Source organism: Spirochaetales bacterium, from assembly GCA_016930085.1.
GTDB lineage: Bacteria > Spirochaetota > Spirochaetia > SZUA-6 > JAFGRV01 > JAFGHO01.
The window spans coordinates 23447-38370 of sequence record JAFGHO010000129.1; the positions used below are offsets into that span (position 1 = coordinate 23447).

At 50.6% G+C, this 14924-nt stretch carries 13 protein-coding genes; 8 read left to right on the forward strand and 5 right to left on the reverse strand.

Annotated elements, in window-relative coordinates; genetic code table 11:
- Positions 1–118: 118 nt before the first annotated feature.
- The gene (locus JW881_21545; GenBank protein MBN1700110.1) at positions 119–697 is read left to right on the forward strand and encodes an FHA domain-containing protein; all 579 of its coding nucleotides are present in this window, start codon (positions 119–121) and stop codon (positions 695–697) included.
- A 40-nt stretch (positions 698–737) separates the two neighbouring features.
- Here JW881_21545 and JW881_21550 read toward each other — a convergent pair whose 3' ends face one another.
- On the reverse strand, positions 738–1532 hold the full coding sequence (locus JW881_21550) for a carbohydrate binding domain-containing protein (GenBank protein MBN1700111.1): 795 nt from the start codon (positions 1530–1532) through the stop codon (positions 738–740).
- 225 nt (positions 1533–1757) lie between these two features.
- Here JW881_21550 and asnB point away from each other — a divergent pair, with 225 nt between their 5' ends.
- Both asnB and JW881_21560 read left to right on the forward strand, forming a co-directional pair.
- Complete coding sequence (asnB, locus tag JW881_21555) at positions 1758–3725, forward strand: asparagine synthase (glutamine-hydrolyzing) (GenBank protein ID MBN1700112.1); 1968 nt, start codon at positions 1758–1760, stop codon at positions 3723–3725.
- A gap of 15 nt (positions 3726–3740) precedes the next feature.
- Positions 3741–5156 (forward strand): FAD-dependent oxidoreductase, encoded by a 1416-nt coding sequence (locus JW881_21560; GenBank protein MBN1700113.1) that lies wholly within the window; start codon positions 3741–3743, stop codon positions 5154–5156.
- A gap of 43 nt (positions 5157–5199) precedes the next feature.
- Here JW881_21560 and JW881_21565 read toward each other — a convergent pair whose 3' ends face one another.
- The 3 genes from JW881_21565 to JW881_21575 all read right to left on the reverse strand — a co-directional run bounded on the left by JW881_21565 (position 5200) and on the right by JW881_21575 (position 9634).
- The gene (locus JW881_21565; GenBank protein MBN1700114.1) at positions 5200–6510 is read right to left on the reverse strand and encodes a UDP-glucose/GDP-mannose dehydrogenase family protein; all 1311 of its coding nucleotides are present in this window, start codon (positions 6508–6510) and stop codon (positions 5200–5202) included.
- A gap of 121 nt (positions 6511–6631) precedes the next feature.
- On the reverse strand, positions 6632–7531 hold the full coding sequence (locus tag JW881_21570) for a permease (protein MBN1700115.1): 900 nt from the start codon (positions 7529–7531) through the stop codon (positions 6632–6634).
- A gap of 18 nt (positions 7532–7549) precedes the next feature.
- A complete protein-coding gene (locus JW881_21575) occupies positions 7550–9634 on the reverse strand; it encodes a DUF362 domain-containing protein (protein ID MBN1700116.1) in 2085 nt (694 codons plus the stop codon).
- A 165-nt stretch (positions 9635–9799) separates the two neighbouring features.
- Between JW881_21575 and deoC the strand changes: the two genes are divergently transcribed.
- Genes deoC through JW881_21590 form a run of 3 tightly spaced genes read left to right on the forward strand, consistent with a single transcriptional unit; the run spans position 9800 to position 11765 of the window.
- On the forward strand, positions 9800–10594 hold the full coding sequence (deoC, locus tag JW881_21580) for a deoxyribose-phosphate aldolase (protein ID MBN1700117.1): 795 nt from the start codon (positions 9800–9802) through the stop codon (positions 10592–10594).
- Positions 10595–10600: 6 nt separating this feature from the next.
- On the forward strand, positions 10601–11236 hold the full coding sequence (locus tag JW881_21585) for a threonylcarbamoyl-AMP synthase (GenBank protein ID MBN1700118.1): 636 nt from the start codon (positions 10601–10603) through the stop codon (positions 11234–11236).
- A 10-nt stretch (positions 11237–11246) separates the two neighbouring features.
- Positions 11247–11765 (forward strand): NUDIX domain-containing protein, encoded by a 519-nt coding sequence (locus JW881_21590; protein MBN1700119.1) that lies wholly within the window; start codon positions 11247–11249, stop codon positions 11763–11765.
- A gap of 4 nt (positions 11766–11769) precedes the next feature.
- Here the strand turns inward: JW881_21590 and JW881_21595 are convergent, their stop codons facing one another.
- Positions 11770–12438, reverse strand: coding sequence for a hypothetical protein (locus JW881_21595; protein ID MBN1700120.1), 669 nt, complete (start codon positions 12436–12438; stop codon positions 11770–11772).
- Positions 12439–12615: 177 nt separating this feature from the next.
- On the opposite strand from JW881_21595, the gene JW881_21600 reads away from it, so the two are divergent.
- Complete coding sequence (locus JW881_21600; GenBank protein MBN1700121.1) at positions 12616–12993, forward strand: PilZ domain-containing protein; 378 nt, start codon at positions 12616–12618, stop codon at positions 12991–12993.
- A 171-nt stretch (positions 12994–13164) separates the two neighbouring features.
- On the forward strand, positions 13165–14868 hold the full coding sequence (locus tag JW881_21605) for a tyrosine-protein kinase family protein (protein MBN1700122.1): 1704 nt from the start codon (positions 13165–13167) through the stop codon (positions 14866–14868).
- Positions 14869–14924 lie beyond the last annotated feature (56 nt).

Here is a 14924-nt window from a genome sequence, read left to right on the forward strand (position 1 = left end):
CCGTTTTTGTTACTTGAAATATTTTTATCGCCGGTATATAGTTAAATCCACGCGTTGTTGTCGCCTTTTCGTATTGAGATTAAAATATATTGAAAATACTGAGAAAGGAACAGGGTATATGATTGGTAAAATCCAGACACCCGGCTGGCACCTTGAAGGCAGACTGGAAGAAGGCGGCAGGTGGACCGTCCCTATTGACCAATATACATTCATTATCGGCCGGGACGAACAATGCCACCTGAAATTACTCCCTGATTATATATCGAGGAAGCATGCGGAAATCCGGACCCGCGGGACTGAGCTTTACATAAAGGATCTGAAAAGCAAAAACGGGACATTTGTAAACGAAAGAAGAATATGTGAGGAAGTAAAACTCGAGGACAAGGATGATATCAGATTCGGAGACCTCAAGTTCCGTGTCCTGATGAACGATCGGAAATCGGTTCGACGGCTGTCTGAAACATCGCTTTTGAAAATTCCTTTGAAGGTGAAAAGTTTCATGAATCACTACGATATTTCAAGACGTGAAGAACAGGTCCTCTCTTACATTCTCCAGGGAAAATCGACAAAAAAGATAGCGGATATTCTCTGCATTTCCGAAGGCACGGCGAAAAACCACATCCTCAGCATCTATAAAAAGACGGATACCCACTCGCGATTCGAACTCTTTACATTATTCAACAATTTTTCAGTGTAACGGATTTCACCTTCACCGCTTTCCCGAATCTCAAACCATCTCAATCCGCCGCTTTGCCGCTTCCCGCTTCACTTTTCCCGCTCTTTTCTTTTTCCGGTTTATAGACCAGGAGAAAAACGGTAAAAACAGCGATCCCCGCGAGGATGATAACGGCAACGGCAATAAACTGTAATGTTTCGGGCATGATCTTCCACCCCCCTCCTCCGCGTTGATCTCCTGTGTTCACCCCGCCGGTATTTACCTGTTGCCGGTCCTGCGCCTCTTTCTTTTCAATAACATAGTGTATCGATCCCGGCGGAATCGTCGCGACCTTTTCCATCGCGGCGTCGTCAAACGAGGCTTTTCCGGTCGTTATCGCCCCATAGCCCCCGAGCCGCAGGGCGACCTCGACCGCTGCGATATCGTCTTCGACGGTAAAGTAAAACTCGACATATTTCCAGTCTGCGGTTGTTCCCTTTACGTCCTGCGAAATGAACCAGTAATCGTTCAGCGAAAGATTCGCACCGATATTACTCTCGGCGACACCTTCCGTTTTTATCCACCCGGATATCCGGTAGGAAGCGTGTTGTTCGACGGCAATACGCTGAATAAGCCGCGCATCATTGTCGCCCCTGTTGACGATGGTAAGGTAATGTTCACCACCCTTCGCATTGCCTTTTTCGATAAAAAAATCACTCGCTTCCGGAGTGAACGTATATATCTGCCAGGGCGAAATAATCGAATCGCCTTCTTCCATCCCGGGATTGACGAGCAGATTCCCAGCCGACACAGGCAGAAGCGGGAGGATCAGCATGAAGGCCATCATGACAACATGCCGTTTACTGTAAGGTCCCATAGTCTTCCTTTACTTTTACAACGTCAATAATACGGCCGCCCGCCGGGCGATCCATCGGCATAGTGTATATGATTTCGGAAAGCCGGTCAAGGAAGAAGTGTTCATTCCGGCACCGGAAGAAGACGGACGACGTGCGTGAATCCGGCGTATTAACGACCCGTACGGCTTGCATTTTTAGCCTCTTTTGTTTACATTTCTGTCAGGGAAGCGTTCGAAAGGAAGAATATGTGCGGTTTTGTCGGTTTTTTTAATCCCGGCGGCGGAAGGAAAGATCCGAAACTTGAAAAAATGTGCGCCGATATGGGGGTCTTTCTTCGTCATCGCGGACCGGATGCTTCCGGTCTCTATTATGACGGGAGATGCTGCCTTAACCATCAACGGCTTTCAATTATCGATCTTACCGATTCAGGCAGGCAACCGATGTCAAACGAAGACAAAAGTATATGGATTGCATATAACGGTGAGACCTATAATTTTCGTGACCTGAAGCGTCGTTTCCGCCTGGAGGCGAACGGCCACAGGTTCGCTTCCAGAACGGATACCGAGGTTCTCATCCACCTTTACGAAGAGCTGGGAAGCGGGTTCACCGAAGAACTGAACGGCATGTACGCCTTTGCCATCTGGGATTCACGCACCGGAAGCCTTTTCCTTGCGCGCGATCCCTACGGCATCAAACCGCTTTTCTATATGTATTCGGGCGGGATATTTTGGTTCGCTTCGGAACTCAAAGCCCTCGTCGCATGTCCGTATTACGAACCCTCACCATCCCTTGAAGGACTTTACCACTTTCTTGGTTTCGATTATATACCCGGCGAACTGACGGCATTCGAGGGCATCCGCGAACTCAGGCCGGGGCATATCTGTGAGGTCGGTATAAAAAACCCGGAACCGCGAATCAGACGGTTTTTCGATATCCATTACCGGGTCGATGCGGCGATGAAGGAATCCGACGCCGTGGCGCTGACACTCGAGTACCTCGAAGGGGCTGTCGAACGGCAGCTTGTCTCCGACGTTCCGGTGGGCGTGATGCTATCGGGCGGCATGGATTCGAGCGCACTCACCGCACTCATGGCCCGTATACGGGGTAATGCCGATTTTCACACCTTTTCTTTAGCCTTTCAAGACGAAAGCTTTGACGAATCCCCCTTTGCCCGGATCGTTGCCGATGATATCGGTACGGTTCATCATGAGGTCCTCGTCACGCCGGAAAAGGTACTCGGACTTCTGCCGAAATACCTTGTCTCCATCGATGAACCGTATGCGGACGGTTCGGCGATCCCGACATACCTCCTTTCCGAATGCGCAAAGGATTATGTGACCGTTCTTTTATCCGGCGAGGGGGGAGACGAGATTTTCGCCGGATACGACACCTATGCCGCATACAAGATGCGGTCCCTCTACAGGCGCCTCGTTCCCGGTGCCCTCAGAAGGGGCGTCATACGCCCGCTCGTATACATGCTTCCGGTATCGCATAAAAAACTGAGTTTCGATTTCAAGGCAAAACGCTTTACCGCGGGCGCCGAATACGATGTCCCCCACTCACATTTTTTCTGGCGCGCGGTCCTCTCGGAAGAAATGAAAAAGGAAATACTTAAGGGGCCCGGACGTTTTTCCGCATTCGGAGAATCGCAATGCTTTTTCCGCGAAGCATATGATGCGTGCGACGCGGAAGACGACCTGAACAGACTCATGTATATCGAGTATTCCTATCACCTGCCCGACGATCTGATGATAAAAAACGACAGGATGACAATGGCGCACTCCCTCGAAGCGAGGGTTCCCTTTACCGACAACGAGCTTGTCGGTTTCATGGCGACAGTGCCGGTGAAATACAAAATGAAAGGAATGCGCAAGAAACATCTTCTCCGCGAAGCCTTAGCCGGAATTCTTCCGGATGGCATTCTCAACAAGAAAAAAGTCGGACTCGAAATGCCGTATTCACGCTGGTTCCGCCGGGAGTTGCGGGAAATCGCGGAGCAATCCATGTCAAAGGAAAAACTCGAAAAAACGGGGCTTTTCAATGCCGGGGGCATCAGGCGTCTCTGGGATGAACATATCGGTCTTAAAAAGGATCACGGCCGGTTTTTCTGGGGATTACTCAATTATATGCTCTGGTACGATGTCTATATTGACAGAAAGGTATTTCCACACTATCTTTCGGATGTACGATTACCGAGAACATTGGTACAATAAGTGACGGAACAAACCATGAATGAACAAAAAAAGAGAATCGTTATCGCCGGTGCGGGTCCTGCGGGCCTTGCCTGCGGTTACTCCCTGCTGCGTCGCTTCGGTGAATCGATCGAATTGACGATCATCGAAAAGGAGGCGGCGGCAGGCGGACTCGCTTCAGGCTTCGAGTACAGGGGACTGATCTTCGATTACGGAAGTCACCGTCTTCATCCCACGACCCGTAAGGATATTCTGGACGATATCCGGGGTCTTCTCGGCGACGACCTCCTCGACAGGCCAAGGAACGGGCGTATCCTTCTCCTCGACCGGTTCGTAAAATTTCCGCTGAAGATGACCGATTTCATCTTCCGGCTTCCGCCCGCCTTTTTTATCGGTATACTTTCCGATATGCTCGCTAAACCGTTCAGAAAGCGTGTTTCAAACCCGGACACCTTCGCCGAAGTTCTCTCGGCCGGCCTGGGAAAGACGATCTGCACCGATTTCTATTTTCCCTACGCGGAAAAACTCTGGGGGCTCCCCCCCGAGAAGCTTTCCTATATCCAGGCGCAACGGCGTGTATCGGCCGACAGTATCGGAAAGATCATACGAAAAGTACTCTCGATTATTCCCGTTTTCAGAAAAAAAGGTGCGGGGCGGTTCTATTATCCCAGAAAGGGATTCCTGCAGCTCGTTTCCGCGTTTGCCGATGCAATAAACGACATGGGGGGAACGATTCTTCTTTCCGAGAAACTCGCCGAAATCGTGATCGAGAAACAGGCGGTTACGACATCGGGGGGCAAAAAAATCGGCTATGACCTTCTCCTCTCGACAATTCCGGTTACCGATCTCCTCAACGCAATGAGTCCCGCCCCCGGTACGGACGTCCGCGAAGCGGCCGCGGCCATCGGGTACCGCGGGATGCTTTTTTGTTACCTTATTCTCGATACACGGCAGTTTACCCCCTTTGACGCACATTATTTCCCCGATAAAGCCCTTGTATTTTCCAGGCTTTCGGAACCTAAAAATTACAGCGCTTCCGTCCTTCCCGAAGGCCTAACAGGACTTTGCGCGGAAATACCGTGCGAGGTCGGCGGGAAATTATGGAACGCCTGCGAAAAGGAGATTACCGGGCTGGTTCTCAGGGATCTCGCCGGCGTGGGCCTCGGGGTGGATCACCTTGTAAAGGAAAGCTTTGTCAGACGGACCGCCCATGCCTATCCGTCGTACGACCTTGTCTTCGAAAGGAAAATCAATACCGTCGAGGCATACCTCGACGGTCTCCCCCGTATTGTCTCGTTCGGGCGCCAGGGACTTTTTGTCCACGACAATACGCACCACACGATCGAGATGGGGTATGCCGCCTCGGCATGCGTCACACCGACCGTTTCCTGGGACAGGGAAAAGTGGAGCTCCTCAAAAGGGGAGTTTGCCACCCACGTTGTCGAAGACTGACCGTGTAAATGTTCTCCGTCCCCCGGCAGGGAAACGGCATCATTTACTTTCTGCCGAGACCGAGATAAGTAAATCCGGCTTGTTTCACGTTCTCGATATCCAGTACATTCCTCGTGTCGAGGATGATGGTCTCGCGCATCTTGTTTCGCAGCCGCTTCAGGTCGAGGTTTCTGTATTCGTTCCATTCGGTGAGGATGATAATCGCATCGGCGTTATTCGCCGCCTCGAACTCATCGGTAAAATATGAGATCGAAGGCCCCTTGAACAACTGCCTGAAGTTGTCGATCGCCTTTGGATCGTGGGCCCTTATGACTGCCCCCTCCTCGAGCAGTTTTCTCACGATCGAGACAGCGGGGGAGTCGCGGATATCGTCGGTTTCCGCCTTGAAAGCGAGACCGAATATCGCAATCGTCTTCTTTCTGACCGTACCCGTCAGTTTTTTCAGCTTTTCGACCATTAAAAGTTTTTGCCGCTCGTTTGCCGCTATCGCCTCCTTGACGAGACTCATATCAACGCCGTACTTGTCGCCGATATGGGAGAGGGCCTTCGTGTCTTTCGGAAAACAGCTTCCCCCGTAGCCTGGGCCGGGGTGAAGGAATTTCGGACTGATTCGTCCGTCCATCCCCATGGACCGGGCGATCATATGTATATCGGCGCCGATGACTTCGGCAAGGTTCGCCATCTGGTTGATAAAGGTGATTTTAATCGCGAGAAAGGTATTGCTAGCGTATTTGACAAGCTCCGCCGTTTCGAGATTGCACCAGACAAAGGGCGTCTGTATCAGGTACAGGGGGCGGTAGATATCTTCCATGTAATCGCGCGCCCTCTCTGACTCGTATCCGACCACTATCCTGTCGGGATGAAAAAAATCGTGGACCGCCTTGCCTTCACGTAGAAACTCCGGGTTCGAGACGACATCGAAATCCTCCGAACCCGTCTTTTCGGCTATTTCCGTCTTTATCCACCTGTTGGTACCGATCGGGACCGTCGATTTCGTGACGATGACCTTGTATGAATTAAGATGCTCACCGATCGTCGAGACGACCGCCTCTATCTGGGACATATCCACCTCGCCGCCGCTTTTCGACGGGGTACCGACCGCGATAAAAATAACGTCGGCTTTTTCTATCGAGCCGCCGAGGTCGGTACTGAAAGTAAGCCGTCCAGCCTTGATATTGCGTTTGAGATATTCCTCAATCCCCGTTTCATAAATGGTCGGAATACCCTTGTTGAGTTTATCGATTTTCTCACTGTCGATATCCACCCCCGTAATGCTGTTGCCGAAGTCCGCAAGGCCGACAGCGGCGACAAGCCCGACATATCCCGTTCCGATGACAGTAATTTTCTTTGACATGCCGTTATCTCCTTTTCTTACCTCTTGTGATGCATATAAATACCTGCCTGTCACTATATGATACACTCCCGATAAAAACAAGTCCCCTGCGCCTGTTTCGGCAAGGCGGAAGGCGTTTTCATCAGGCGGGATAGACCAGACCGAACAGCAGCGCGTACAAAATGATAACGGTAACATAGATGAACAGGAAAATGGGCCTTATCGTCGAGGCGAGTGCCATAAGCGGGGTGATCCTCGTCGCGGGTCCGACAAAGAGAAAGGCCAAAGCCGATGCCTTACTCATTCCCTGATCTATAAGCGCCCGGATGAGGGGAATCGTTCCGCCCCCGCAGGCATAGAGGGGGACACTGAGAATCGAAGCGACGAATATCCCGTAGAATTCCCCAGGCTTGAAAAGGGAAAATATCAAAGAAGCGGGAACCGTGTATTTTATCACCGACCCAGCCATAATGCCGATAAGGACGTAAAATCCGACAAACTGAAGGTTTTTCCAGACCGATGTTAAGAAATCCCGTACACGGAAAGGCTTTTTTTGACCGGCGGCCCCCCTTCCGGGAAAAGAACGGCCGCCCGAAACGGTCGGATTGAGAATGAACCCTGCGGGGACAAGCCGTACAATCAGGCCAAAGAGGATGCCGAAAACAAGAACGGAAAGCAGCCGGACCAGGGCGATCTCCGCGCCCAGCCCGCCCCAGGTAATGATAAAAAGCTGCGGATTCATAAGTGAGGAAACGGAGAGAAAAGTGACAAGCGGGGCCGGGGGAACACCCGATGAAAGAAGCTGAACGACGATGGGAACGGTTCCATACGTACAAAGCGGAGACAGAATACCGATAATTGTCGCAACAATGATTGAGAGAACGGGTGAGGAGGTGAAGATCAGACGAATCGCCTTTTCCCAGTCGGTGAGTTTGATCAGTTCGCCGATGATAACCCCCCCGATCAGGTACGGGCCGAGTGAAACGAGCATCTTCCCCGCATCAAGGAAGATAAGGTAGAGTTTGTTGATTACGATTTCCATCTGTTCGCTTTAATCCGGTCATTCGGTAAGAATAAGCGTGCCGAACACATCCGCGTCGATCCACCCGCGGTTCTTATCCTCACCCTCGATATATACCGATCCGATAAAACTTTCTCTCCTGCCGCTGGCGTCGCTGTCGCAATAAGCAAGCGCGAAGCCCATCTCTTTCCCCGCCACAAGGACGACCTGCTGATTGTCTTCTCCGTAACGGTAGTTTTCGTCATATACGGTCACCGCCATTTCCCATATGGAGAGGTTGCCGGTCGAGTTTCGTTTCACTTCGATATGATCGTGATAGACTCGCGGTTTCGAATCCGTATGAAGATCGACCACGTCATAGGCAATGGAAATATGGTAGGCGAACGCATTATAGGAAGCGGTATGGATTCCCCCCGATTTGTCTTCATCGATAAACAATTCAAGGCAATCGTCGTTATAGTATTCATCGAGTGGATCGGTCCGAATATCGCTTAAAACGTCGTCTTCAATTTCAACAAGAAGAAACAGGCGGCGATCATTCCAGCTTATCTTGAACCTGCCGGAAAAATCAGATTCGCCGTCGAGCGACCCCAGCCAGAGACGGTCGATCGGGTACCAGCGCGCCTTTTCCCAAAAGCGTTCATCCGCCTTTCCATCGATAACAGGCGGTGAATCGGTTCTGACCGCTTCATGTATTCCTTCTCCGGGAAGCGGCAGGAACACGGTTTTTACCGTTTTATTGAGAAACCTGTCGTATGCGAAAACCGTAAGCCGTTCCGCTTCCGTCAGGTCCGTTGGTATCGATAGGGAAGTAAACCCTTCACGTATCTGTCCGCCGACCGGCGAACCGTCGAGAAACAGCCGTACGGCGTGGAGATCCTGATCGTGGCGGATATTCAGGGAAAGGCCTTTGTCCGTGACTACCGCCCTGGCTATCGAGATCAGGGGACCGGCGGTATCCGTTATCCTCGAACCTTTGCACGCGGGATTGGCCGACCTTCCCTCAAAAGGCTTTCTAACCTCATCGACCTCTTTGCCTTTGACGTTGATCCTCGCGGTATCGATATTTCCCACGCCATCGGCATTGAGGAGACAGAGGTACGGGACCGAGTAGGGATCCCATCCCATAATGAGAGATTCGATCGTATCGACGGCGACCGCGTCGCCGGCCGCGAGGATAAGCCGCATATTCATCTGATCCCGGCTGATATCCGTTGTCCCGCTTATTTCCCTCGACGGTGTGGGACCGTTTTGTATTCCCTGCAACCCGTCCATGACGATAAAATCGACCGGACGTACCATATAATAATCGTGGATCCAGTAATGAAGGTCCATACTCTCATGATCGACCATACTGTTTCTTCCGGGGTGTTCGCGGGAATTGCCGTAAATATTACCGGGGGTCGCGCCGATTCCCATGTTCTTGATCGCGCCGGTAATTACCGCATGCCAATGATTTTTGAGACAGGGGATCGTGATAACGACATCGGCTTCCGCAAGGCGCCTGTTGACATAATACTCTTTGTGCAAGCGTCCGCTTTCATGTGCCACTTTGATGAGGTTATCGGAATCCTTCTCCCGGTACCCCCCCGAATCTTCTTCGATGGCGATAAACTCATCGACACCGGGAATCGTTGAGTGCGTGTATTTATGGTGGAGAAAGGCCTGCTTTGTGAATATCGATGAACCTTCCATGACAAAAACCTTCCCCGAGGGATTCAGGTCCCTCACCAGTTGTACGACCGCCTTTGTCACACGGTAATCGGTTGTCGTACCGTTGACTTCGGGGGAAAGCGGCCTCCCCCCCCATCCGGGGAGGGTGTAATCATTCACCGTCACCAGATTCGGTTTTATAACGACCACATCCCCGTCCCTCACGAGGTCGCTGAATCCGCCCGCCATACCGACCGCTTCACGGACCATCGACGCAATTTCGGATTCGGTAATATCTTCCGCTTTCGCTTCCCGTGATTGTACGATTGCCACCGTGGACGGCGGCAATCCGCGCGGTGAGAAATCCTCAACCCGTACGCTCAGACATTGCGACATATTGAGAAGACCCGCGAGGCCCATACCGCAGATCAAAAACGATGAAATAATCGTTTTATATCGTTTTACATTCATTCCTGTTTCCCCCTGTTAAGCATACTCAATTTTCATGCTCTGGACAAGCATTGGAAGAGAGATAAAACGGGAGGGCAGACGGATATATCCGCCTGCCCGCGGTCATCGTTTGGCAATCGCGACACGCGGGCCGTCCCCTTCCATCCTTGACATTGAGTGCGTTTCATGATTAATACCATAGAAGGGGTGTTTTTCTCCTGCGCGAATCATCGTACGGTGACGGTCACGGTGTTCGTGAACAAGAAAGGGGGGCTTGTGGATGTTTCCTGTGACATGATCGCCCGTATGATCGATCACTCACTGCTCGCTCCGTATTTGACGGAAAAAGAATTAATCGAAGGGATTGAGTACGCACGCGGTGAAAGGGTCGCCAGTGTCTGCGTCATGCCGTTTTTCCTCCGGTCTTGTGCCGGCCTTCTCGAAGGAAGCCCGGTAAAACCGACGGCAACGATCGGTTTTCCTCACGGGGCCCACCATACAATCGTCAAGATGAGGGAAACAGAACAGGCGCTTCGTGACGGCGCCGTGGAACTCGATATGGTGGTCAATATCAGTAAGGTTCGAAGCGGTGACTGGGAGTATGTGACGAATGAAATCGCTTCCGTCGCCTCGCTCGTCCACGAAAGCGGGAAAAAAATAAAGGTTATTTTTGAAAATTGTTACCTCGGGAAAGGCGAAAAAATCAGGCTTTGCACCGTCTGCGGCGAACTCAACGTCGATTGGGTAAAGACATCGACGGGGTATGGGTCAGGCGGCGCGACAATAGAGGATGTCGAACTGATGCGGAAGTATTCCCCCCCTCATGTGACGGTCAAAGCGGCGGGCGGCATACGGGATCTCGATACATTGCTTGCCATGCGAAAAAGCGGTGCCACGCGTATCGGAGCAACCAGGACTCGAGAAATTCTCGAAGAATGCAGAACGAGACTTCAACATAAAACAGTGACGGGGGATGCATAGTCAGGTATGATCGAATATATATATACGACGAGCATCGATGAAAAAATCATTAAAAAAGCCGCCTTTATTCTCTCGGACGGGGGACTTGTCGCCTACCCGACCGATACGAGTTGGGGAATCGGCTGCTCGATCAACTCTAACCGCGGTATCGAGAGTCTGAGACGGCTTAAAGGAAACCGGAAAAAGGAGTTGTTCACCCTTATCTGTTCCAGTATTTCCCAGATATCCCAGGTCGCGTACCTCGGCAACTTCCACTTTAAACTGATCAAGAAACATACGCCGGGGCCGTTCGTCTTCATTCTTCCGGCCCGGCAAAAAATCGAGAAAATCGTCAATACAAAACGTATTGAAATAGGCGTCCGTATTCCTTCCCATCCTGTTCCTTTGAAAATCGTCGAGACAATCGGCCATCCGATCTTTACCACCACCGCATCGAAATGGCTTACCCGTCAAAAACCTCAGGATCCGGCGACGACGGAGGAAGCGCTGTTCGAAAGCGGCTGGGAACTTGAATATATCGACGGCATTGACCTGATCCTGGACACGGGGGAGACCCTTCCGAAAGTACTTTCGACCGTGGTCGACATGACCCGGGAGTCGATCGAGGTCGTCAGGGAGGGAATCGGGGAATTCTCCCTGTAGGACGAGACGGATGCAGATCAACGACCTCCGGTGGGAAACCATACAATTCACGGAACGCGCGGCACTCTGTTTTATCGTCGACAATGGCCGCGTCCTTCTTATCAGGAAAAAAAAAGGGTTGGGGGCGGGAAAAATCGATGCGCCGGGCGGGAGACTCGAGGCAGGAGAAACGGCGATTGAAGCTGCCCGGAGAGAGACCGAAGAGGAAATCGGACTGGTACCGGAGGACGTGCGGGAAAAGGCCGAACTCCGTTTTTATTTTCTCTCCGGTTATTCACTTTTCTGTACGGTATTTTTTGCCTATCGATGGACGGGTACCATGAAAGAGACCGACGAAGCGACTCCCTTCTGGATGTTGAAGGAGGATATCCCCTATGACAATATGTGGGAGGACGCCCGGCTCTGGCTTCCCCCGTTACTCGGCGGGGAAACACTCGACGGCTACTTCATTTACAGCAAGAATGAAAAACTGCTGGATAACATGGTGGTTATCCGTCCGGGTACGGAAACAGATACACACCGGCTATAGATATTTAGGCGAAAACATCCACTCGATGCCGAGCGTTTTCTACCGGCTTGTACTTCGAAAGGCTGATCGTGCGGGTTCTCCCTCCCGCCAGATAAGCCTGGCCCGTCTGAGGATCGAATCTGAGTTTATATGAAACTAAAACCATCACCCGTTCCCCTTTCATTGTCGCCTCCCCGATCCGCCTTCGCACGTGTTCGTATTCGTGAGCGGGAACCGCGAGAAAGGATTGCGAGCCGGAAAGCTGCGCGGGATAGGAAAACGACACACCCGCATCCGAGGAGGAATCCTTGTAGGTATGAACCGTTTGTTCGGGCTTTTTAATCTCCGGAGTTTGCCCGGGCCGTTCGAGGACGGGTTTCGGCCGTTCGAGGACAGGGTTCGGGCGGTCATTCTCCGCAGGAAAGGCCTCCCCCGTGCGATCGAACAATGCGATCGCTTTCCTGGCAAAGTCTTCCGCCGCTATAGAATTCCCGTTTTTCAGGGCGGTTTCCGCAAGCCTGATCAGGTTGACCGCCCTCGTGTTTCCCCCGCTATGCCCCTGCCGGTAAAGGAGAGTTTTCGCTTTCGAGAGTGTCGAAGTTCCGGTCACAGCGCGGGAGATCGATGGCTCACGCCGAAAAGCGACTTCCGGAAGCAAACGGGCCTGTATTGTCGTATCTGAAACAACCGGCATATCCATCACCTTATCGTTTAAGTATACATCAATACAAATAAAATATCCAGCAGGAGAAAAGCAGTCCTGACATAAGTTTATTTTCCTATGCTTTTTTCATAAAAAATCCTATACACAAATAAACCGATTCAAGTATAATACAAAGGGAAAAAAATGAGAAAAACAATGTAAGGGACAATGATGGCGGGATTTAATGAAAAAAGAATACACAAACGTTCCGAATTTACTTCTCCTGTTTATTATTCCGATTTACTGCACGCAGAATCACGAAATATCAGCGGAGGGGGGGTTTGTCTCGAGACGGACAGGAAACTGCCGAAGGATTCACTGCAATACATGGTTATTTCGCTTTTTCCGTATATGCTCATGAAGGAAACGGGTACCGTTGTTTGGAACCGGAAAACAGAGCGGGGAACCTATATCATCGGTCTTCGATTCACGCATATCAATGCATATAACAGTTCGGTCGTCAATCGGTTTATAAAAACAAACAAGCGGATCAAGGTAAAGGATTGCATTGAAATCCGTCTGGCGGATGAAGAATCCCCGCGATGATTCGTTCGCAAGGACTGCCCCTGATGACCACTTCCTGCAATAAAGAAAAACAAGCCGCAAAGTGGGAAAAAGCGGGGTGTTTCAGAAACGGTACTTTTTCAAAAAAATAAAAATCAGCTGACAGAATCCTGAATATGGTATAAACTAATATAATTATCCGGGAAGGTGGTAATGGAAGACAATCTCAATCGATTAAAACAAAAATCAATCGCCGTGAGTTCCGGAAAAGGTGGTGTCGGAAAAACCACGACCGCGGTGAATCTCGCTATTTACTATGCACAAAAGAATTACCGGGTCGGCTTGATCGATCTCGACCCGCTTTCGGATATCGCGGTGGCTCTTGATTTACGTGAATCGGAATATGTCGTCGACAGTCCGGATTTTGACAACACGAAACCCAGCCTCGCGGATTACACACAGCATGTTTTCAGTAATCTCGACCTTCTTTTTCCCTCCGTCAAGCTGGGGAAGGCGGACAGCCGGCTGTTACGGGAAAAACTCTATATCGAGTTCATCGAATCCCTAATCAATACCTATGATCTGCTTATTTTTGACATGCCCGCCGGGATAAGAAGTGAAGATAATCTCGCATTCCTTCCCTATATGGGCACTCTCGTGATCGTCACCAATGCAGAGCCGTCGTCGCATGTATCCGCCGGCGGATATCTCAAGGTTGTTCTCGCGCAGGAAAACGATATTTCCATTTTCTTCTGGCATAACCGGTTTGTCCAGAATCCGGGAGCGAATTTTAATCCGGAAGACGTTATCGGCAATTACAACCGGAACACCCCCAAAAACGAGCACATCTCGCCCGAGTCGGCTGTGAATATCGAACATTGCGCGTTCATCCCGGAAGACCGTTCGATGGACCTGTTAAAAACGAACCCTTCCGTTACATTGAATATTCAGCGCAGTCTGCTCGACATTGTCGAACTTATAAAGGAGGAACGGCTGAAACATTTCGCCGCTTCATGTAAAATTCCGGAAAAAACCTATCACATCATCAAATATTTCCTTTTTCACCGGCAAAAAAACGATTCGCTTTCCGGATTTATCAATGAACTCGGCGATTACATCGGTAATGTCATCAAATACAGAATAGCCAACGATAAACTCTTCGCTCGTAAAAACAGGAAAATACCCTCGGGTAAAAAAATCTTCACGGCGGAACAACGTGCGACCCTGGAGTCGTTATTCAAGGCCACAACTTCCGATGCCCTGCGCAACAGGACCCTGAAGATTATCGACCTTCTGGAAACATCGATAAAGCGGCATGAGAATGAAAAGCGCCTCTTTTTTATCGGAAATACGACGCACCGAAACAGACAGATCGATATAGAGATCGGCAAACTCCTTTTGACCCTCAATAACCAGAGTTCCCAGTTAAGCACCCCGATCAACAATGCCGCCGGTCTTCTTCTGTTTTATTTTTCCCTGTACAAACTGTTTCACTCGAAAACATTGCTAGGACTGCTCAATAATTTTATTCCCGTTCGCAAAACGGCGAAAGGAAGTCTCGTCAGGGACAAACATACCCAGATAAAAAATCTTATCGAAGAAAGCGTCTCCTACAGGGAGCGATATTTCAAGCTTATCAGGATACTCTTTCCGGTTATTTCCAAACAGGTGACAACGATTGTCGAGACATTCGGACTGAACAGTCTTTACTACCGAACTTCCGACGGTAAGATAAACAAACAGGCCTATGTCAAACTTTTCTCCCATTTTCTGCATGACACGGTCAACAGCGGTCTCGGGATTATCGTCGGTTTCAGGTTCAGACCCGCTTCCATCGCATTCAGAAAGGGAGCGGAAAAACTTATCCGAAAACTTCCGTCCCCTCCCGTTTCCTCGCTTAAAAAAGCGGCTTCCTGAAGCCCCGGGCATCCGTCGCGAAAAACTCACCACACAGCGCCCCTCAGACTCGACGG